Consider the following 20,248-nt stretch of genomic DNA (forward strand, 5'->3'; position numbering starts at 1 on the left):
AGTGTACAATTGTCATAGATGGTGTTTGTCACACACAAGCACCGTCAAAAAGCGAACACAACTATGTGTCGCTTTTTGTTGCATATAGAACTAAACCAGGAGATAACTCACAATGGCAAAACGTGAATACCCACTAGAACGTACACGTAATATCGGAATCATGGCCCATATTGATGCGGGTAAGACAACGACTACTGAACGTATCTTGTACTATACAGGTAAAATTCACAAAATTGGTGAAACACATGATGGTGCTTCACAAATGGATTTCATGGAACAAGAAAAGGAACGTGGAATCACTATCCAATCAGCTGCTACAACAGCTGTATGGCATGGTTTCTTTGACCAATTCGCTAAAACACCTTACCGTGTCAATATCATTGATACACCAGGGCACGTTGATTTCACAATTGAAGTTGAACGTGCATTGCGTGTTTTGGATGGTGCCGTAGCGGTTTTGGATGGCGCTGCCGGTGTTGAACCACAAACTGAAACAGTTTGGCGTCAGGCAACAACATATGATGTACCACGTATCGTATTTGTTAACAAAATGGATAAGTTGGGTGCTGACTTCCAAATGTCAGTGGATTCAATTCACGAACGTTTGCAAGTTAATGCAGAAGCTATTCAATGGCCAATTGGTGCTGAAGATGACTTCGAAGCGGTTATTGACTTAATCACACAAGAAGCATACTATCCTGAAGATGATTTGGGCGAAAAGTGGGCACCTCGTGAAATTCCTGAAGAATTGAAGGAATTAGCAGAAGAAAAGCGCAACACATTGATTGAAGCTGTAGCTGATGTTGATGATGATTTGATGGAAAAGTATCTTGAAGGTGAAGATATTTCAATCGAAGAATTAAAAGCTGCAATTCGTCGTGCTACTTTGGCATTGCAATTCTACCCAGTTCTTGCAGGCTCTGCCTACAAGGATAAGGGTGTCCAAATGATGTTGGATGCGGTTGTTGATTATTTGCCAGGTCCTTTGGATGTTAAGCCATATATCGCTAACGACCCAAAGACTGATGAAGAAATTGACTTGATTGCTGATGATTCAAAGCCATTTGCTGCTTTGGCATTTAAAATCATGACTGATCCATTCGTTGGTCGTTTGACATTTATGCGTGTGTATACTGGTACTTTGAAGTCTGGTTCATACGTACAAAACACATCTTCTGATACTCGTGAACGTGTTGGTCGTTTGCTACAAATGCACGCTACTTCACGTACTGAAATCGAAGAGGTATTCTCAGGTGATATCGCTGCTGCGATTGGCTTGAAGAATACAACAACTGGTGATTCATTGACAGATGTTAGTCATCAATTGATTCTTGAATCAATGGAATTCCCAGAACCTGTTATTGAATTGGCTATTGAGCCAAAGACAAAGGCTGACCAAGACAAGTTGTCAAATGCTATTCAAAAGTTAGCTGAAGAAGATCCATCATTCCGTGCAACAACAAACCAAGAAACTGGTCAAACTTTGATCGCTGGAATGGGTGAATTGCAATTGGATATCATGGTTGATCGTATGCGCCGTGAGTTTAACGTTGAAGCAACCGTTGGTGCGCCTCAAGTTGCTTATCGTGAAGCGTTTACCAAGACAGTTCAAGCTCGTGGATTCTTCAAACGTCAATCTGGTGGTAAGGGTCAATATGGTGATGTTTATATTGAATTCGCACCAAACGAAGAAGGCGCTGGCTTTGAATTCGAAGATGCTATTGTTGGTGGTGTTGTGCCACGTGAATACATCCCTTCAGTTGAAGCTGGTTTGAAGGATGCATTAAATGCTGGTCCTTTGGCTGGATTCCCATTAGTTGACTTGAAGGCTAAGTTGTATGATGGTTCATATCACGATGTCGATTCTAGTGAAGCTGCCTTTAAGATTGCTGCATCATTGGCTTTGAAGGAAGCTGCAAAGACGGCTGGTGCGGTTATTCTTGAACCTATCATGGCTGTTGATATTGTTGCACCTGAAGACAACCTTGGTGATGTTATGGGACACGTCTCAGCTCGCCGTGGTATGATCGAAGGTCAAGAATCACGTGGACCTGTATTGGCTGTTAAGGCTAAGGTTCCTTTGTCAGAAATGTTTGGTTATGCAACTACTTTGCGTTCAGCTACGCAAGGTCGTGGTACATTCCAGATGGTATTTGACCACTATGAAGCTGTTCCTAAGAACATTCAAGAAGAAATCATCAAGACAAACGGTCAAGAAGATTAATTCTAATATTTAAATATTTAACTGACAGATGGTTCAGTATAAACGGCGTCACTCATATTGAGTGACGCCGTTTTAATAGGAAAAAGTAAAATGCTGAAAAATAATAAAAATCATAGTAAATTTTTAGTACCCGGGATAATTGTTGTGGGAATGGTTTTACGCTTACCCTTCACGTCTATTCCACCGATATTGGGGAATATTGCGCGTTCATTGCATGTACCGGTTTCTAGTCTAGGAATCTTAACAACGATACCTTTATTGGCGTTCGCCATTTTTTCAGTTTTTGCGCCAAAGGTAGCACAAAAGTTGGGGTTAGAACGTGCTTTCACACTCATGCTTGGATTGCTTATTATTGGTTCGTTCATTCGAATCTTAAATACACCGCTTCTCTACATTGGTACGGCATGCATAGGAGTTGCAATTGCACATATGAACGTTTTATTGCCTAGTGTGATTCGAACGTATTTCCCACAAAAAGTTGGTTTTATGACTTCGATATTTACATTTAGTATGATGCTAGCGACTGCTATAGGGGCTGCGTTATCGGCACCTATTACTGCTGTAACTGGTTGGCATACATTTATAATTTTGTTAACAGTTTTACTAATAATCGCATTACTTGTTTGGTTACCTAATCAAAATTTTGTTCATAATAATCAAACAACTGTTAAAACAAAATCTGAGAATGTTTTGAAACCCAGTATTTGGCGAAATAAGTATGCTTGGCTATTGTTGTTTTTTAGTGGTGTACAGTCAATTATGTTTTATATTCTATTAGCCTGGGGACCAACGATGGCAGTGCAGACCGGTTTGTCGGCTTCTACGGCCAGCCTGTTTGCTGGCTTGAATTCATTGATTGGTCTGCCATTTGCTTTGTTTATTCCATCAATTGTTGCCAGACTTGATAGTGGGCAACGGCAGTGGCTAGTGGGGATGTTCTCAATATTGGGCACTTTAGGATATATGTTGTTACTTTTCCCGCAAGGAACGTTTACCTATTGGCTGATCGTTAATCTATTAATCGGGGTTGGCACATCAGCATTATTCCCATACTTAATGACAACGTTTAGTCTAAAAACTAGTAATGCAGAACAAACAGCACGGCTGTCTGGCATGGCACAAAGCGGTGGCTATTTATTAGCTGCAACTGGGCCACTGTTATTTGGTTATGCATATGGTTGGTTTCATTCTTGGATTCCGCAAATTATTATGTTAATTATCTTATTTATTCTGATGACAGTTGCAATATTAATTGTGGAAAATCAAGATAAAATTTTGGATTAAAAAGCGCAAGTCATCGCGCTTTTTTTGTTTTTATAATTAGTGTAAAATGTATTCTATTGAAAAGATTCGAGGGTGAGCAAGTGAGTGAGAAACAAGTACCAATTATTGCTTTTAATCAAGTAGATTTGTCTTTTGGAGATACACATGTTTTAAATAATGTTGATTTAGAGATAGAAGCTGGTAAATTTTATACTTTACTTGGACCATCTGGTTCAGGAAAATCAACTATCTTGAAACTGATTTCTGGACAGCTAACGGCTGACTCAGGAGATATATCTTTTGAAGGTCAACGTGTTAATGATGTACCTGCGGAAAAGAGAAAAGTGAATACCGTATTCCAAAACTATGCATTATTTCCAAATATGAATGTTTTTGATAACGTTGCTTTCGGTCCAACTTTAAAAGGAATGAATAAGACGGAAATTAAGAACAAAGTGAAAGAAATGCTTAATTTGGTCAAGTTAAGTGATTTTGTTGATCGCGAGATTGATGAGTTATCAGGAGGGCAACAGCAACGCGTTGCGATTGCGCGTGCTTTGGCTAATGACCCAGAGGTTTTATTACTTGATGAGCCTTTGTCAGCTTTAGACTACAAGCTACGTAAAAGTATGCAATATGAACTTCGAGAAATTCAACAGCGCTTAGGGATTACTTTTGTTTTCGTGACACATGACCAAGAAGAAGCATTGGCTATGTCTGATTGGATATTTGTTATGAATGATGGTGTAATTCAACAAAATGGTTCACCAGAAGATATTTATGATGAACCAATCAATCACTTTGTTGCTGATTTTATTGGTGAGAGCAATATTGTTGATGGCATCATGAAGGAAGATTATGTGGTCCATTTTGTGGGTAAAGATTTTGAAAATGTTGATGCAGGAATGCGCCCCAACGAGAGAGTTGAAGTAGTGTTACGACCTGAGGACTTAGATTTGACGTCCATTGAAAATGGTAAATTAGTCGTTACTATTGAAGACCAGTCATTTAGAGGAGACTACTATGAAATTACGGCTAGAGATGATGATGGCAATGAATGGCAAGTTCAGGCAACAAATTCGGCAATAATTGGTGCTAGAGTAGGTTTGACATTTGATCCTGAGGATATCCACATTATGCGATTTAATGAGTCTGAGGACGATTTTGATGCGCGTCTGGAAAGTTATGAGGACGATGATGAAATCTAAACAACAACGTCAAATATTTTATATTATTCCTTATGGCATCTGGCTATTACTATTTGTTATTGCGCCATTGATACTAATGTTATTTCAGTCATTTACTACTGCTAGTGGACATTTCACATTTAGCAATTATGCGGCCTATTTTGGCAGTGGAACATATTTGCGAATGACCTTCAACTCAGTATGGTACGCATTTTTGATAACAGTGATTACTTTAGTGATTAGTTACCCAACTGCCTATTTATTGAATCAACTGAAACAAAAACAGTTCTGGCTATTGTTAGTCATATTGCCTACATGGATTAATTTACTGTTAAAAACGTATGCTTTTATTGGACTATTGTCCAAGACTGGGACTGTGAATAATTTCATTTCACTTTGGGGCATTGCGCCCCAACAGCTCTTATTTTCGGACTGGAGTTTTTTGCTGGTAGCGGTGTATATCGAAATTCCTTTTATGATTTTACCCATTTTTAATTCGTTAGCGGAGATTGATTCAAGACTTTCTCAGGCTAGCCACGATTTGGGTGCTAATAAGTGGCAGACACTCCGCTACGTTATCTTCCCATTGTCGATGCCAGGTGTTAAGGCCGGTATTCAGGCAGTGTTTATTCCTAGTTTGTCATTATTTATGATTACACGCTTGATTGGAGGTAATCGAGTGATTACCCTAGGAACCGCAATTGAAGAGCACTTCTTGGTCACACAAAATTGGCAAATTGGTTCAACGATTGGCGTAGTTTTGATTGCTGCAATGATTGCTACAATGCTGCTGACACGTGATCGTGCACGTAAAAATCTAAGAAAGTGAGGTATGGCTAATCATGCATAAAAAATTTAGATGGTCTAATTTGTATTTAGTGTTTGTATTTGTTTTGTTGTACTTACCTATTTTCTTTTTGATTATTTACTCCTTTAATGCAGGAGATGTTATGCAAGGATGGGATGGCTTTTCGTTGAAGCATTACACCGAGCTCTTTGTCGACACAAGAATTTTAGAGATTGTGGTTAACACATTTCTGGTTGCGTTATTATCTTCACTACTGGCTAGTATAATTGGCACAGCAGGGGCCCTATATATCTATAATCAACGTCATCAATTGGCGAAAAATATTTTCTTGTCACTTAATAATATTTTACTTGTTTCTCCGGATGTTATTATTGGCGCCTCATTTTTAATTCTATTTACCGTTGTTGGTTTTACACTCGGTTTTACTTCCGTTCTACTTTCGCATATTGCTTTTAGTATACCGATTGTTGTTTTGATGGTATTACCTCGTTTACAGGAGATGAATCCTTATTTAGTCACCGCAGCCAAGGATCTTGGTGCCAATAATTTACAGATGTTGTCTAGGGTAGTATTACCAGTTATATCACCGGGAATTTTAGCGGGATTTTTTATGGCGTTTACTTACTCACTGGACGACTTTGCAGTGACGTTCTTTGTAACAGGAAATGGTTTTTCAACTTTGTCAGTTGAAATATATTCCCGTGCGCGCCAAGGGGTTAGTTTAGAAATCAATGCGTTATCGGCCATGATGTTTTTGGTTTCATTACTATTAGTATTAATCTATTATTTTATTTCCAACAGATCTTCTAAAGGCAAAAAGCGCGGCGGAACAAACCTTGTAATGCCAGCTACGGAGGGACTGTAAGATGAAAAAATTATTATCCAGTGTAGTGGGGATATTAATTGTTGTTGCTTTACTCATTAGTGCGCAGCATTATTTTTCGGCACAGACAGGCACGGGGGACAAGAGCGGCAAAGTTTTGAATTTATATAACTGGGGAGATTATATTGATCCTGCCTTATTAAAAAAATTTACCAAAGAAACTGGCTATAAAGTTAGTTATGAAACTTTTGATTCAAACGAAGCGATGTATATGAAAGTTAAGCAAGGCAGTACATCGTACGACTTAGCAGTGCCTTCAGAATATATGATTGAAAAAATGAAAGCAGATAATTTACTATTACCACTTGACCATAGTAAATTAACTGGTTTGAATAATTACGATAGTCGTTTTCTAAATCAATCTTTTGATAAAGGCAATAAATATTCGGTTCCCTACTTTTGGGGTACACTTGGCATTATTTACAATGATAAATATGTCAAAGCCAAAGACATTCAACATTGGGATGATCTTTGGTCATCAAAGTTTAAAAATCAAATCATGTTAATTGATTCAGCAAGAGATGTTTTGGGTATCACTTTAATTACACAAGGGAAGTCCGTGAATAATAAATCGGTAGCTGATTTAGCTGCAGCACAAGGAAAACTAACAACCTTGATGCCGAATGTCAAAGCGATTATTGCTGACGAGATTAAAATGTATATGGCTCAGGATGAAGCTGCAATAGCCGTCACCTATTCTGGTGAAGCTGCAGAAGCAATGGACAAAAATTCTCATTTGCATTATGTTGTACCTAATGAGGGATCGAATTTGTGGTTTGACAACATTGTGATGCCAAAAAATGCTAAACATAAAGCAGCAGCATATGCATTTTTGAATTTCATGAGTGAACCGAAAAACGCTGCTCAAAATGCAGAGTATATTGGTTATGCTACACCAAATAAGAAGGCGTTGTCGTTATTACCAAAATCAATTCGGGAAGATAAACAGTTTTATCCAGATGAAAAAACAGTCCGAAATTTACAAACATATGATGATTTAGGACAAAAATGGACAGAGAAGTATAATGATGCATTCTTAGAGTTTAAGATGACGCAGCGATGAAATAAAGTTAGTAGATTTAGTTGTGGAAATTTATTGAAAGAGGGTAATAAACATTTTTAAATTAAAAGAACAAAACCCTTGCCTTGCAAGGGTTTTTCTGTTATTATATTTAAGTACGCTTTTGGAACAGTAGTAGTAAAACCCTACCGAAAGCCTAGTGTATCAATGTTTAGCGATGATGATTAAGGTTGCGACACGCGCGGCCGCGTTGCCATGGGCGCGCAAAACACAAGCAGTGTTGTCGGTTTTTAATCGAAGTTAGCTGATTTACAAAATCAACGAGGAGGCATGAAATAATGGCACAAAAGAAGATCCGTATCCGTTTGAAGGCATACGAACACCGTATCTTGGACCAATCAGCAGAAAAGATTGTTGAAACGGCCAAGCGTACGGGCGCAGAAATTGCTGGTCCTATTCCGCTACCAACTGAACGTACATTATATACAATTTTACGTTCACCACATAAGCATAAGGATAGCCGTGAGCAATTTGAAATGCGTACGCACAAGCGTTTGATCGACATTGTGAACCCTACTGACAAGACAGTTGACGCATTGCGTAAGCTTGAATTGCCATCAGGTGTTGCAATTGAAATCAAGTTGTAATCCATAACGGATATAACTTTCATGCCTCATTGAGGCAAAATTAAAATAAGAAAAATATTTAAGGAGATTAGTCATGACTAAAGGTATCTTAGGCCGCAAAGTCGGTATGACTCAGGTTTTTACAGAATCTGGTGAATTGATCGCCGTGACTGCTGTTGAAGCAACACCAAACGTCGTTTTGCAAGTAAAAAATGCAGAAACAGACGGATACAGTGCTATTCAACTTGGTTACCAAGACAAGCGCACAGTTTTGTCAAACAAACCTGAACAAGGCCATGCTTCAAAAGCAAATACGGCCCCTAAGCGCTACGTTCGTGAAATCCGCAATGCGGGAGACGAATTTAACGTTGGGGATGAGATTAAGGTTGACACATTCCAAGCGGGCGAATACGTCGACGTAACAGGAATCACGAAGGGACATGGTTTCCAAGGTGCTATCAAGCGTTTGGGACAGTCTCGTGGTCCTATGACTCACGGTTCTCGTTACCACCGTCGCCCAGGTTCAATGGGTGCTATTATTAACCGCGTTTTCAAGGGTAAGCTTTTGCCAGGACGTATGGGTAATAATAAGCGAACAATGCAAAATATTGCCATTGTTCATGTTGATGTTGAAAACAATTTGTTGCTTTTGAAGGGTAACGTACCTGGTGCTAACAAATCACTTTTGACAGTCAAATCAACTGTAAAAGTAAACGCAAAGCATCCTGAAGTTAAGATGGCTAATGCATCTGCATCTGCTACTAACTCAGAAGAAGCTTAATATAAATTATATAGAAAGGAGAACAATCAATCATGACTAAAGTTGCTGTATTAAAGCAAGATGGTAGTCAAGCTGCAGAAATTGAATTAAATGACGCAGTATTCGCCATCGAACCTAACAACGCCGTTATTACTGATGCAGTATTGATGCAACGCGCATCATTGCGTCAAGGTACACATGCTGTTAAGAATCGTTCTGCGGTTTCTGGTGGTGGACGTAAGCCTTGGAAGCAAAAGGGTACTGGTCGTGCACGTGCCGGTTCAATTCGTGAACCTCAGTTCCGTGGTGGTGGAATTGTTTTCGGACCTTCACCACGTTCATATGCTTACCGTATTAACCGTAAGGCATATCAATTGGCATTAAAGTCAGTTTTGTCACAAAAAGTCGCTGATAACAAGTTGGTAGTTGTTGATGCTTTGTCATTTGAAGCACCAAAAACACAAGACTTTAAGAAAGTTTTGGCAAACTTGTCAGCTGATAAAAAGACATTAGTAGTTGTTGATGAAGACAACGAAAACGCAATCTTGTCAGCACGTAACTTGGCTAATGTTCAAGTTATGACAACAAAGGGTATCAACGTGCTTGATGTTGTTAATGCAGATAAGCTGGTGATTGTTCAATCATCAATCGAAGAAATCCAAGGAGGTCTTGCCTAATGGATGCACGCGATATTATCCGTCGCCCTATCATCACCGAAGCTTCAATGGCGCAAACAGAACGTAAGCGTTATGTCTTCGAAGTTGATACGCGCGCAACAAAGCCTGAAATTAAAAAAGCTATCGAAGAAATCTTTGAAGTTAAAGTTTCTGGTTTAAACACAGCGAACGTTCGTGGCAAGAAAAAGCGCCAAGGCCGTTATGTTGGTTACACACGTAAATTAAAGAAGGCAACCGTTACGTTGTCAAAAGATTCAAAAGATATTCAAATCTTTAACGAAGGTTAATCTAAATAGGAGGATAAGACATTGGCTATCAAGAGTTATAAGCCAACTTCTGCCGGACGTCGTAATATGACGACTTCAGATTTCGCTGAAATCACGAAGACAACGCCCGAAAAGAGTTTGTTGGCCAAAAAGTCAAAGACTGGTGCACGTAATGCATCTGGTCGTATGACAGTTCGCCACCATGCTGGTGGACATAAGCAAGCCTACCGTATCGTAGACTTCAAGCGTACTAAAGATGACAAGACAGCTACTGTAAAAGCTATCGAATATGATCCAAATCGTACTGCTAACATTGCTTTGTTAGTATACGAAGATGGTATCAAGTCATATATCTTGGCGCCAAAGGGATTGAAGGTTGGCGACAAAGTTCAATCTGGTCCTGATGCCGACATTAAGCCCGGCAATGCCTTGCCATTGAGTGCTATTCCTGAAGGTACTTTGATTCACAATATCGAATTGAAGCCTGGTAAGGGTGGACAATTGGCTCGTTCAGCTGGTGCATCAGCACAAATTTTGGGACGTGATGGTAAATATATCATCGTTCGTTTGACTTCAGGTGAAGTTCGTTTGGTATTAGCTACAAACCGTGCAACAATCGGTGAAGTTGGTAATGCTGAGCATTCATTGATTAACTGGGGTAAAGCTGGTCGTAACCGTTGGCGTGGAAAGCGTCCACACGTTCGTGGATCAGTTATGAACCCTAACGACCATCCACACGGTGGTGGTGAAGGTAAAGCACCAGTTGGTCGTCCAAGTCCTATGTCACCATGGGGTAAGAAGACTGCCGGTAAGAAGACTCGCGATAAGAAGAAGGCTTCAACAAAGTTTATCGTTCGCGGTCGTAAGAGTAAGTAAGGGAAAGGAGACAACTAATGGCTCGTAGTTTAAAAAAGGGACCATTTGCGGACCCACACTTGCTTAAGAAGATTGAAGCGCAAGTTGATTCTGAAAAGAAATCAGTGATCAAGACTTGGTCACGTCGTTCAACAATCTTCCCAAGCTTCATCGGCTTTACAATTGCCGTTTATGATGGTCGCAAGCACGTTCCAGTTTATGTGCAAGAAGATATGGTCGGACACAAGTTAGGTGAATTCGTACCAACTCGTACGTTCAAGGGACACAAGAACGACGATAAAAAGACTGGTAAATAAGGAGGAAGTGAAAAATGGCTGAACAAGTTACATCAGCTCGTGCGACTGCTAAGATCGTTCGCGTTGCCCCACGTAAGGCACGCTTAGTTCTTGACACTATTCGCCGTAAGAGCGTTAACGAAGCATACGCAATTTTGAAGTTCCTACCTAATACTTCTACTGAAGATATTTACAAGGTTTTGAACTCAGCAGTTGCTAATGCTGAAAATAACTTCTCATTAGACCGAGAAGATCTTATTGTGAAGGAAGCCTTTGCTAACGAAGGACCAACGCTTAAGCGTTTCCGCCCTCGTGCTAAAGGTTCTGCTTCACCTATTAACAAGCGTACAAGCCACCTAACAATTGTGGTTGCTGAGAAGGAGGCAAAGTAATGGGTCAAAAGATTAACCCTACTGGATTCCGTGTCGGCGTTATTCGCGACTGGGATGCAAAGTGGTTTGCTGACAAGGCTGACTATGCTAACCAACTTCACGAAGACTTGCGTATTCGTAAGTATATCGAGAAAAACTTAGCAGATGCCTCAGTTGATCGCATTGAAATTGAACGTACAACCAAGTCACGTGTTGACGTTTCTATCCAAACTGCCAAGCCAGGAATGGTTATTGGTAAGGGTGGTTCAGAAGTTGAAAAGCTTCGTACACAATTGGCAAAGTTGACAGACACAGATGAAAAAGGTCGCTCAAAGCGCGTCTTTATTAACATCGTAGAAATCAAAAAGCCGGATTTGAGTGCACATTTGGTTGGACAACAAATCGCTGGTGATTTGGAACGCCGTGTGGCTTTCCGTCGCGCCATGCGTGGTGCTATCCAACGTGCCACTCGTTCAGGTGCTAAGGGTATCAAGGTTATGGTTTCAGGTCGTTTGAATGGTGCTGATATTGCACGTATTGAACAATATACTGAAGGTACAGTGCCTTTGCATACTTTACGTGCCGATATCGATTACTCATGGGATGAAGCAATGACTGCTTATGGAAACTTGGGTATCAAGACTTGGATTTACCGTGGTGATGTATTGCCACAAAAAAAGAACAGTAAGTAAGGAGGGAAGCAAACATGTTAGTACCAAAGCGTGTTAAGTTCCGTCGTGTACACCGTGGTCACATGCGTGGCGAAGCAAAAGGTGGCAAGACGGTAACATTCGGTGATTTTGGCTTGCAAGCAACAACTTCAAGTTGGATTACTAACCGTCAAATTGAAGCTGCTCGTATTGCAATGACACGTTATATGAAGCGTGGTGGTAAGGTTTGGATTAAAATCTTCCCTCATAAGTCATATACATCTAAAGGTGTCGGTGTTCGAATGGGTAACGGTAAAGGTGCACCCGAAGGTTGGGTTGAACCAGTTAAGCGTGGCAAGGTAATGTTTGAAGTTGCAGGTGTTCCTGAAGCAACTGCTCGTGAAGCATTACGTTTGGCACAACACAAGTTGCCTGTACGTACAAAGATTATTGCTCGGGAGGCTGAATAATGGCTAAAGCAAGTGAATTGAAAGAATTGTCACTTGCGGATTTGCAAAAGCGCGAAGCCGAATTCAAGGAAGAATTATTCAACCTACGTTTTCAATTGGCTACTGGTCAACTAGAAAACACGGCGCGTATCGCACAAGTTCGTAAGGACATTGCACGAGTTAAGACAGTTATTCGTGCACAAGAATTGGCAAACGCCAACAAATAAGACGAAAGGAAGAAGCTGAAAAATGAGTGAAGAACGTAATACTCGTAAGGTTTACCAAGGACGAGTTGTTTCAGATAAGATGAACAAGACAATTACTGTTGCTGTTGATACTTATTTGACACATGATGTCTACGGTAAGCGTGTCAAGTACACAAAGAAGTTCAAGGCCCACGATGAAAACAATGCTGCCAAACAAGGCGATATTGTTCAAATCATGGAAACACGTCCTTTGTCTGCAACTAAGCACTTCCGTTTGGTTAAGATCGTTGAAGAGGCTGTTATTCTTTAATGCTCTACCCAAAACGTCGTAATTAATTGCTAACAAGGAGGAAGAACCATGATTCAACAAGAGAGTCGTTTAAAAGTGGCTGACAACTCTGGCGCACGTGAAATCTTGACGATTAAAGTGCTCGGTGGTTCAGGCCGTAAGTTTGCTGGTGTAGGTGACATGATTGTTGCTACAGTTAAGCAAGCTATCCCTGGTGGTAACGTAAAGAAGGGTGACGTCATTAAGGCTGTTATCGTTCGTACTGTTTCTGACGTTCGTCGTGCAGATGGCTCATACATCAATTTTGATGAAAACGCCGCTGTTATCGTGAAGGACGACAAGTCACCAGTAGGTACACGTATTTTTGGTCCGGTTGCACGTGAATTGCGTGACAACGACTATATGCGTATCGTTTCATTGGCACCAGAAGTGCTCTAATACTGACAAGGAGGAGCCAAATCATGTTTGTAAAAACAGGTGATAAGGTTCGCGTCATTGCCGGCAAAGATAAGGGAAAAGAAGGCACAATCACTAAGACTGTTGCTGGAAAAGATCGCGTCGTTGTCGAAGGCGTGAACATCGTTAAGAAGCATCAAAAGCCTTCTAACGAATATCCACAAGGTGGTGTTATCGATATCGAAGCACCAATCCATGTTTCTAACGTGCAATTGCTTGACCCTTCAACTAACGAACCAACGCGTGTTGGATTCAAAGTGGAAGACGGCAAGAAAATTCGCGTATCTAAAAAGTCTGGTAATGTACTAGGCTAATATCGAAAGGTGAAATCATTTTCATGGCTAATGCTTTAAAAGAAAAATATGTTAATGAAGTTCAACCTGCTTTGATCGAAAAGTTTAACTTTAAGTCATCAATGCAAGCCCCAAAGATTGATAAGATCGTCTTGAATATGGGTGTTGGTGATGCGGTTTCAAACTCAAAGAACTTGGATGAAGCGGTTGAAGAATTGAAGTTGATTGCTGGTCAACAACCAGTTATCACAAAGGCAAAGAAGTCAATCGCTGGGTTCCGTTTGCGTGAAGGTATGTCAATCGGAACAAAGGTTACACTACGTGGAGAACGTATGTATGACTTTTTAGACAAGTTGATCAACATTTCATTACCTCGTGTTCGTGATTTCCGTGGTGTATCATCAAAGGCCTTTGATGGCCGTGGTAACTATACACTGGGTATTCGTGAACAATTAATTTTCCCTGAAATTGACTTTGACAAAGTTAACCGCGTACGTGGTTTGGACATTGTTATTGTTACGACAGCGCAAAACGACGAAGAAGGTCGTGAGTTGTTAACACAAATGGGAATGCCATTTGCTAAGTAATTGGTAAATAAAAATGTTGTTGCTCTAAATGAGTGACGCGTTTTTAACTGTTATTGACAGAAATAGTCTATAATAGTTAAGAGCGTGTCATTTTGCATGATTACGTTCAAAATAAAAAGGAGGATATCGATAGATGTCTATGACTGATCCAATTGCTGATTTTTTGACTCGCGTTCGTAATGCCAATTTGGCACGTCACGAAGTAGTTGAAGCTCCAGCATCAAAAATTAAGAAGAGCATCGCTGAAATCTTGAAAGCAGAAGGTTTTATCCGTGACTTTGAATACATCGATGACAACAAGCAAGGTGTTATCCGTGTATTTCTCAAGTATGGGGAAGATCGTAATCGTGTGATTACAGGAATTCAACGTATCTCTAAGCCAGGCTTGCGTAAGTATGCTAAGGCTGAAGAGTTACCAAAAGTTTTGAACGGTTTGGGAATTGCTATTATCTCAACTTCTGCCGGTGTTATTACTGACAAAGAAGCACGTTCTAAGCAAGTCGGTGGCGAAGTTATCGCTTACGTTTGGTAATATATCTAAGAAAGGAGACTTACCATGAGCCGTATTGGAAACAAAACAATCACTTTACCAGCTGATGTAACTGTATCTCAAGAAGGTGCAGTTGTGACAGTTAAAGGACCAAAGGGTGAATTGTCACGTGAAATTGTTTCAGCTATCACAATGACTGTTGAAGGGAACGAAGTTTCTTTCAGCCGTGATAGCGATGACAGCAAGACTCGAGCATTACATGGCACAACTCGTGCTAACGTTGCAAATATGGTCGAGGGTGTATCTGAAGGTTTCACTAAGACATTGAAGCTTGTCGGTGTTGGATATCGTGCAGCAAAGTCAGGATCAAAATTGACTTTGAGTGTTGGATACTCTCACCCTGTTGACTTTGAAGATCGTGAAGAATTGAGTGTTGAAGTACCAGATGCTTTGACAATCAAAGTTTCAGGAATTTCAAAGCAAAAGGTTGGCGATTTAGCAGCTGAAATTCGTGCCGTACGTTCACCAGAACCTTATAAAGGTAAAGGTATTCGTTACGAAGGCGAAGTTGTACGTCGTAAGGAAGGTAAGACAGGAAAGTAATTTATTACTTTTTGTCTGCCAAAACTTTATTAATAATAAACTTAAAATGGCATTTGCCATAAGAAAAGGAAAGCACAGCTATGATTTCAAAACCAGATAAGAATAAGCTCCGCGTAAAGCGTCATAAGCGCGTTCGTGGAAAAATCTCTGGTACTGCTGCTCGCCCACGTTTGAACGTTTTTCGTTCTAATGCAAACATCTACGCTCAATTAATTGATGACGTAGCGGGTGTAACGCTAGCAAGTGCCTCAAGTCATGATGCCGAAGTAACGGGATCAAAGACAGAACAAGCAGTTAAAGTTGGTGAGTTGATCGCTTCACGTGGTAAGGCCGCAAAGATCGAAGACGTTATTTTCGATCGTGGTGGTTACGTTTATCATGGACGTGTTCAAGCACTAGCAGATTCAGCCCGTGAAAACGGCTTGAAGTTCTAAGGAAAGGAGGAATATAAAAATGGTTGAATTCGTTAATCCTAAGTCACTTGGTGAATTAGAAGAGAACGTTGTTGCTATTAACCGTGTCACAAAGGTTGTCAAAGGTGGTCGTCGCTTGCGTTTCGCAGCTTTGGTCGTTGTTGGTGATAAGCAAGGACACGTTGGTTTTGGTACTGGTAAAGCACAAGAAGTTCCTGAAGCTATCCGCAAGGCTATTGAAGATGCTAAGCGTAAGTTGATTACTGTGCCAACAGTTTCTACAACTATTCCTCATGATGTCCTTGGTGAATGGGGCGGCGGTAAGATTTTAGTTAAGCCCGCCGAAGAAGGATCTGGTGTTGCCGCTGGTGGTGCAGCACGTTCTGTTATGGAACTTGCTGGTATTGCCGATGTGACTGCTAAGTCACTTGGTTCAGCAACACCAATTAACGTTATTCGTGCTACTTTCGACGCTCTTACAAGCTTGAAAGATGCCGAAGAAGTTGCTAAGTTGCGTGGTGTTTCTTTAGAACACTTAGCTGAATAAGGAGCGATAAAATGGCTGATTTGAAAATCACTTTGATTAAGAGTGCGGTTCATCGCTTACCTAAGCAACGCGCGATCGTTAAGTCTCTTGGACTTGGACGCGTATCTAGTTCAGTGGTGAAGCCTAACAACGAAGCTACACGTGGTGCGATTTTTCATATCGCTCACCTAGTTAACGTTGAAGAAGTTAAGTAATTACACAATTAAAATAGGAGGTACCGAAAGATGAATTTGAACGAATTACAACCAGCTGCCGGTTCACGTCATGTACGTAACCGTGTTGGTCGTGGTACATCATCTGGAAACGGTAAGACATCCGGACGTGGTCAAAAGGGTCAAAAGGCTCGTGGCAAAGTGCGTTTGGGGTTTGAAGGTGGTCAAATGCCTTTGTACCGTCGTATTCCAAAGCGTGGATTTACTAACATTTCACGTAAGGAATTCGCAGTTGTTAACTTGAACAAGTTAAACAGCTTTGATGATGGTACAGAAATTACACCAACACTTTTGATTGAAAACGGTATTGTTAAAAATCAAAAGTCTGGTATTAAGATTTTGGCTGTTGGTCAACTTGAAAAGAAGTTGACTGTTAAGGCACATAAGTTCTCTGCAGCAGCAGTTGCTGCAATCGAACAAGCCGGTGGGTCAACTGAGGTACTTTAATGCTTAGCACGTTATTTAATGCAGTACGTGAAAAGGACATTCGTAAAAAATTAGGGTGGACGTTTTTTATTCTGTTTATTTACAGAGTTGGAACGCACATAACTGTGCCTGGTGTTAACCCTTCTGCTATGTCTGAGATGGCTAGTTCCGGATTAATGAACATTTTGAACATCTTTTCTGGTGGTGGCCTGACAAACTACTCGTTGTTCGCAATGGGCGTGTCACCATACGTGACAGCACAAATTATTGTACAACTTTTGCAATTAGATATCGTGCCTCGCTTTGTTGAATGGAGTAAGCAAGGTGAAGTTGGTCGCCGAAAATTGAATAACGCTACACGGTGGTTAACGCTTGTTCTTGCGTTTGTTCAATCTGTTGGTATCACAGCTGGATTTAATTCATTGTCATCCTATGGATTAGTGAGTCAAACCAATAGCGTAATGTCATTTGTTGTAATCGGTTCTGTTATGACTATTGGAACATTTTTTGCAATGTGGCTTGGTGAAATGATTACTGAAAAAGGCTTAGGAAACGGCGTTTCAATGATTATTTTTGCGGGTATAATCGCCCAAGCACCAGAAGGTTTCTATGAAATTTTCAAAGAAAATATTCTGCAAGCAGACAGTAGTGACATGCTTAATGGTTGGATATTTGTTGTTGTATTAGTTATAGCGATGATTTTAGTGGTTGCATTTACGACATGGTCTTATGAAGGAACTCGTCGATTACAAATGCAGTATACGCGATCTGCCACATCATATGGTAGCGAAGCATATCTGCCACTAAAAGTAAATGTTTCTGGCGTTATACCGGTCATATTTGCCTCATCATTTATTAGTACACCACAAACGGTTATGTTAGCTTTTCAAGACAAATATTCATCAGCCCAGTGGTACCAAATTATGCAACAGATATTCAGTATGACAACGTTGCCTGGTGCAATTTTATATACTGCATTGATTGTTGTTTTCACATATTTTTATGCCTTTGTTCAAGTTAATCCTGATAAGTTATCAGAAAATCTACAAAAGCAAGGTGCATATATTGTTGGTGTTCGTCCCGGTGCAGAAACAAAAGCTTTCGTTTCAAAACTCTTGCTAAATTTGAGCTTTGTGGGATCAATTTTCTTGGGTGTTGTTGCATTGGTTCCGTTGATTGCATCGGATGTCTGGGGACTCAATGAAAAGATTGGTCTTGGTGGTACAAGCCTGTTAATTTCAATAGGTGTCGCTTTGGATCTAATTCGCCAAATTGATGGTTTGATGCAGAAAAAGAATTACGTTGGATTTATTACAAAAGATCAGTTAGCAGCTCGGGAGGCAATCAATGGCTAAAAATTTGATTTTGTTGGGTTTGCCAGGTGCTGGTAAAGGCACACAAGCAGACTTTATTGTGAAGGATTATTCTATTGTTCATATTAGTACTGGAGATATTTTCCGTGCTAATTTGGCAGAGAATACTGAATTAGGACAAAAGGCGCGTCAATTCATGGATGCGGGCGACTTAGTTCCTGACGAAATCACAAATGCTATGGTTGCTGATCGTTTAAACCAACAAGACATTGAAACTGGTTTTATGCTTGATGGGTACCCTCGTAATGAAGCACAAGCAGTATTCCTAGATAAGTATTTATCAGATAACGGTAAATCTGTGTCAGCAACATTATATTTTGAAGTTGCTGATACATTGTTGCGCGAACGTCTTTTGGGACGTGGTCGAGCAGATGATACACCCGAAGTTATTGACAACCGTTTGGCAGTTAATAAAGCGGCTAACTTGCCTTTGGTAGATTATTATCAAAAAGCAGGTGTGTTGCACACAATCGATGGCGGTCGTGAACTTGCTGATGTGTATCATGATGTTAAGGAAGTTTTGGACAATTTAAATTAATTATTCAAAACGCCATTGTTGAGAGATATCAGTTTTTCTGGTATAATTTGATAGGTTAAGCACTTATCAACAATGTTGAACATTATAAGCACAGGAGGTTAAGTGCGTGGCCAACGATGTCATTGAAATCGAAGGTAAAGTGAAAGAAACTTTGCCAAATGCGATGTTCCAAGTGGAACTCGAAAATGGTGCTGTGATCTTAGCGCATGTATCTGGTAAAATTCGAAAGAATTTTATCCGTATCTTGCCAGGTGATCGTGTTACCGTTGAAATGTCACCATACGACTTAACGAAGGGTCGTATTACTTATCGTTTCCGATAAGTAAAAGATATAATAATCAGTTAACCGAATAGGAGGAATAGATTATGAAAGTACGCCCATCAGTTAAAAAGATGTGTGATGCTTGCCGTGTTATCAAGCGTAATGGTCGAACAATGATCATTTGTTCTGCTAACCCCAAGCATAAGCAACGCGCTGGAAAGTAATTTCTGCGTGTTATAAATATTGATTGAATAAAGACATAACTGTCATTTTCAAAAATACTAAAGGAGGTAAATTGTTATGGCTCGTATAGCAGGTATAGATTTGCCACGTGACAAGCGAATTGTCATTGGCTTAACTTACATCTACGGAATCGGTAATACTACTGCACAAAAGGTCTTGGCTGAAGCTGGCGTTTCTGAAGACGTTCGCGTACGCGATTTAACGTCTGACCAAGAAGATGCCATTCGTGCAACAGTTGACAAGTTAAACTTGCAATTAGAAGGTGACTTACGTCGTAAGGTATCACTTGATATTAAATCATTGCAAGAAATTGCATCATACCGTGGCATTCGTCATCGTAAGGGCTTGCCCGTTCGTGGACAAAACACGAAGAACAACGCTCGTACACGTAAAGGCCCAGCTAAAGCAATTGCTGGAAAGAAAAAGTAATTTACTTTTTCTTGTTGTATCCTCATCGATGCGACACATGATTATCGCAACCAAAGTTGTGTAATGTTGGTTAATTTATTTTAACCCGAGAAATTATAAGAAAGTATTGAAAAGGAGGCAAATAAATGGCAGGTCGTACAACGCGTAAGCGTCGTGTGAAGAAGAATATTGAATCTGGTGTGGCTCACATCCATTCAACATTCAACAACACTATTGTAATGATTACTGATGCACAAGGTAACGCAGTTGCTTGGTCATCAGCTGGTGCACTTGGCTTCAAAGGAAGTCGTAAGTCAACACCATTCGCTGCTCAAATGGCGGCGGAAGCTGCAGCAAAAAGTGCCATGGAAATTAACATGCGTACAGTTGCAGTAACTGTTAAGGGTCCTGGTTCAGGTCGTGAATCAGCTATCCGTGCTTTGGCAGCAGCTGGCTTGGAAGTAACATCAATTAAGGATGTTACACCAGTTCCCCATAACGGATCACGCCCACCAAAGCGTCGTCGTGTTTAATTGAATTTCATTGCTCTTGCTGTGAAAGAAGGG

Annotated in this window: 32 protein-coding genes; all 32 read left to right on the forward strand. The window is 40.3% G+C overall.

From position 1 onward, the window contains the following. Positions 1-112 precede the first annotated feature (112 nt). Entirely contained in the window at positions 113-2,224 is a 2,112-nt protein-coding gene (gene fusA, locus HFP47_RS09695) for an elongation factor G (protein WP_011679127.1), read from the forward strand. A 90-nt stretch (positions 2,225-2,314) separates the two neighbouring features. After that, on the forward strand, positions 2,315-3,508 hold the full coding sequence (locus HFP47_RS09700) for an MFS transporter (protein ID WP_011679128.1): 1,194 nt from the start codon (positions 2,315-2,317) through the stop codon (positions 3,506-3,508). Positions 3,509-3,588: 80 nt separating this feature from the next. Beyond that, positions 3,589-4,695, forward strand: a complete 1,107-nt coding sequence (locus HFP47_RS10975; RefSeq protein ID WP_011679129.1) for an ABC transporter ATP-binding protein — start codon at positions 3,589-3,591, stop codon at positions 4,693-4,695. Then, positions 4,682-5,503 carry an ABC transporter permease gene (locus tag HFP47_RS09710; RefSeq protein WP_179876379.1) on the forward strand — a complete coding sequence of 274 codons (822 nt, stop codon included), beginning with the start codon at positions 4,682-4,684 and terminating at the stop codon, positions 5,501-5,503. Before HFP47_RS10975 ends, HFP47_RS09710 begins: the two co-directional genes overlap by 14 nt. 13 nt (positions 5,504-5,516) lie before the next feature. Continuing rightward, complete coding sequence (locus HFP47_RS09715) at positions 5,517-6,347, forward strand: ABC transporter permease (RefSeq protein ID WP_011679131.1); 831 nt, start codon at positions 5,517-5,519, stop codon at positions 6,345-6,347. A 1-nt stretch (position 6,348) separates the two neighbouring features. Then, positions 6,349-7,428 carry an ABC transporter substrate-binding protein gene (locus HFP47_RS09720; protein WP_011679132.1) on the forward strand — a complete coding sequence of 360 codons (1,080 nt, stop codon included), beginning with the start codon at positions 6,349-6,351 and terminating at the stop codon, positions 7,426-7,428. Between the two features lie 296 nt (positions 7,429-7,724). After that, complete coding sequence (gene rpsJ, locus HFP47_RS09725) at positions 7,725-8,033, forward strand: 30S ribosomal protein S10 (protein ID WP_002816040.1); 309 nt, start codon at positions 7,725-7,727, stop codon at positions 8,031-8,033. Between the two features lie 73 nt (positions 8,034-8,106). Beyond that, entirely contained in the window at positions 8,107-8,793 is a 687-nt protein-coding gene (rplC, locus tag HFP47_RS09730; protein WP_011679133.1) for a 50S ribosomal protein L3, read from the forward strand. Positions 8,794-8,825: 32 nt separating this feature from the next. Beyond that, complete coding sequence (gene rplD, locus HFP47_RS09735; protein ID WP_011679134.1) at positions 8,826-9,449, forward strand: 50S ribosomal protein L4; 624 nt, start codon at positions 8,826-8,828, stop codon at positions 9,447-9,449. Further along, complete coding sequence (gene rplW / locus HFP47_RS09740) at positions 9,449-9,736, forward strand: 50S ribosomal protein L23 (RefSeq protein ID WP_002816036.1); 288 nt, start codon at positions 9,449-9,451, stop codon at positions 9,734-9,736. Before rplD ends, rplW begins: the two co-directional genes overlap by 1 nt. A gap of 21 nt (positions 9,737-9,757) precedes the next feature. After that, positions 9,758-10,591 carry a 50S ribosomal protein L2 gene (gene rplB, locus HFP47_RS09745; RefSeq protein WP_002816035.1) on the forward strand — a complete coding sequence of 278 codons (834 nt, stop codon included), beginning with the start codon at positions 9,758-9,760 and terminating at the stop codon, positions 10,589-10,591. 17 nt (positions 10,592-10,608) lie between these two features. Continuing rightward, complete coding sequence (gene rpsS / locus HFP47_RS09750; RefSeq protein WP_002816034.1) at positions 10,609-10,887, forward strand: 30S ribosomal protein S19; 279 nt, start codon at positions 10,609-10,611, stop codon at positions 10,885-10,887. 14 nt (positions 10,888-10,901) lie between these two features. Further along, positions 10,902-11,258: a 50S ribosomal protein L22 gene (rplV, locus tag HFP47_RS09755; RefSeq protein WP_002816032.1), complete on the forward strand. Its 357-nt coding sequence runs from the start codon at positions 10,902-10,904 to the stop codon at positions 11,256-11,258. Next, the gene (gene rpsC, locus HFP47_RS09760) at positions 11,258-11,929 is read left to right on the forward strand and encodes a 30S ribosomal protein S3 (protein WP_002816031.1); all 672 of its coding nucleotides are present in this window, start codon (positions 11,258-11,260) and stop codon (positions 11,927-11,929) included. Before rplV ends, rpsC begins: the two co-directional genes overlap by 1 nt. A gap of 14 nt (positions 11,930-11,943) precedes the next feature. Then, positions 11,944-12,357, forward strand: a complete 414-nt coding sequence (gene rplP, locus HFP47_RS09765; protein WP_002816029.1) for a 50S ribosomal protein L16 — start codon at positions 11,944-11,946, stop codon at positions 12,355-12,357. Further along, a complete protein-coding gene (gene rpmC, locus HFP47_RS09770) occupies positions 12,357-12,563 on the forward strand; it encodes a 50S ribosomal protein L29 (RefSeq protein ID WP_002816028.1) in 207 nt (68 codons plus the stop codon). The genes rplP and rpmC overlap by 1 nt, the downstream gene beginning before the upstream one ends. A gap of 22 nt (positions 12,564-12,585) precedes the next feature. Beyond that, a complete protein-coding gene (gene rpsQ, locus HFP47_RS09775; RefSeq protein ID WP_002816027.1) occupies positions 12,586-12,852 on the forward strand; it encodes a 30S ribosomal protein S17 in 267 nt (88 codons plus the stop codon). A 48-nt stretch (positions 12,853-12,900) separates the two neighbouring features. After that, positions 12,901-13,269, forward strand: coding sequence for a 50S ribosomal protein L14 (rplN, locus tag HFP47_RS09780; protein WP_002816026.1), 369 nt, complete (start codon positions 12,901-12,903; stop codon positions 13,267-13,269). A gap of 23 nt (positions 13,270-13,292) precedes the next feature. Further along, on the forward strand, positions 13,293-13,601 hold the full coding sequence (gene rplX / locus HFP47_RS09785) for a 50S ribosomal protein L24 (RefSeq protein WP_011679135.1): 309 nt from the start codon (positions 13,293-13,295) through the stop codon (positions 13,599-13,601). 23 nt (positions 13,602-13,624) lie between these two features. Next, positions 13,625-14,167 (forward strand): 50S ribosomal protein L5, encoded by a 543-nt coding sequence (rplE, locus tag HFP47_RS09790; protein WP_002816024.1) that lies wholly within the window; start codon positions 13,625-13,627, stop codon positions 14,165-14,167. Between the two features lie 133 nt (positions 14,168-14,300). Further along, a complete protein-coding gene (gene rpsH / locus HFP47_RS09795) occupies positions 14,301-14,699 on the forward strand; it encodes a 30S ribosomal protein S8 (protein ID WP_002816023.1) in 399 nt (132 codons plus the stop codon). A gap of 24 nt (positions 14,700-14,723) precedes the next feature. Further along, positions 14,724-15,260, forward strand: a complete 537-nt coding sequence (gene rplF / locus HFP47_RS09800; protein WP_002816022.1) for a 50S ribosomal protein L6 — start codon at positions 14,724-14,726, stop codon at positions 15,258-15,260. An 80-nt stretch (positions 15,261-15,340) separates the two neighbouring features. Beyond that, positions 15,341-15,694, forward strand: a complete 354-nt coding sequence (gene rplR / locus HFP47_RS09805) for a 50S ribosomal protein L18 (RefSeq protein ID WP_002816021.1) — start codon at positions 15,341-15,343, stop codon at positions 15,692-15,694. 19 nt (positions 15,695-15,713) lie between these two features. Beyond that, a complete protein-coding gene (gene rpsE, locus HFP47_RS09810) occupies positions 15,714-16,220 on the forward strand; it encodes a 30S ribosomal protein S5 (protein WP_002816020.1) in 507 nt (168 codons plus the stop codon). 11 nt (positions 16,221-16,231) lie between these two features. Beyond that, positions 16,232-16,414, forward strand: a complete 183-nt coding sequence (gene rpmD / locus HFP47_RS09815; RefSeq protein ID WP_002816019.1) for a 50S ribosomal protein L30 — start codon at positions 16,232-16,234, stop codon at positions 16,412-16,414. A 30-nt stretch (positions 16,415-16,444) separates the two neighbouring features. Continuing rightward, positions 16,445-16,879: a 50S ribosomal protein L15 gene (rplO, locus tag HFP47_RS09820; protein WP_010292117.1), complete on the forward strand. Its 435-nt coding sequence runs from the start codon at positions 16,445-16,447 to the stop codon at positions 16,877-16,879. Further along, a complete protein-coding gene (secY, locus tag HFP47_RS09825; RefSeq protein ID WP_011679136.1) occupies positions 16,879-18,213 on the forward strand; it encodes a preprotein translocase subunit SecY in 1,335 nt (444 codons plus the stop codon). The genes rplO and secY overlap by 1 nt, the downstream gene beginning before the upstream one ends. Further along, positions 18,206-18,769 (forward strand): adenylate kinase, encoded by a 564-nt coding sequence (locus HFP47_RS09830; protein WP_179876380.1) that lies wholly within the window; start codon positions 18,206-18,208, stop codon positions 18,767-18,769. The genes secY and HFP47_RS09830 overlap by 8 nt, the downstream gene beginning before the upstream one ends. Before the next feature lie 106 nt (positions 18,770-18,875). After that, a complete protein-coding gene (gene infA / locus HFP47_RS09835; RefSeq protein ID WP_002816015.1) occupies positions 18,876-19,091 on the forward strand; it encodes a translation initiation factor IF-1 in 216 nt (71 codons plus the stop codon). 44 nt (positions 19,092-19,135) lie between these two features. Continuing rightward, the gene (rpmJ, locus tag HFP47_RS09840) at positions 19,136-19,255 is read left to right on the forward strand and encodes a 50S ribosomal protein L36 (protein WP_002816013.1); all 120 of its coding nucleotides are present in this window, start codon (positions 19,136-19,138) and stop codon (positions 19,253-19,255) included. 76 nt (positions 19,256-19,331) lie between these two features. After that, on the forward strand, positions 19,332-19,703 hold the full coding sequence (gene rpsM, locus HFP47_RS09845) for a 30S ribosomal protein S13 (protein ID WP_002816010.1): 372 nt from the start codon (positions 19,332-19,334) through the stop codon (positions 19,701-19,703). Between the two features lie 125 nt (positions 19,704-19,828). Beyond that, on the forward strand, positions 19,829-20,215 hold the full coding sequence (gene rpsK / locus HFP47_RS09850; protein ID WP_011679137.1) for a 30S ribosomal protein S11: 387 nt from the start codon (positions 19,829-19,831) through the stop codon (positions 20,213-20,215). Positions 20,216-20,248 lie beyond the last annotated feature (33 nt).

Source organism: Leuconostoc sp. DB-1, from assembly GCF_013414845.1.
GTDB classification, from domain to species: domain Bacteria; phylum Bacillota; class Bacilli; order Lactobacillales; family Lactobacillaceae; genus Leuconostoc; species Leuconostoc mesenteroides.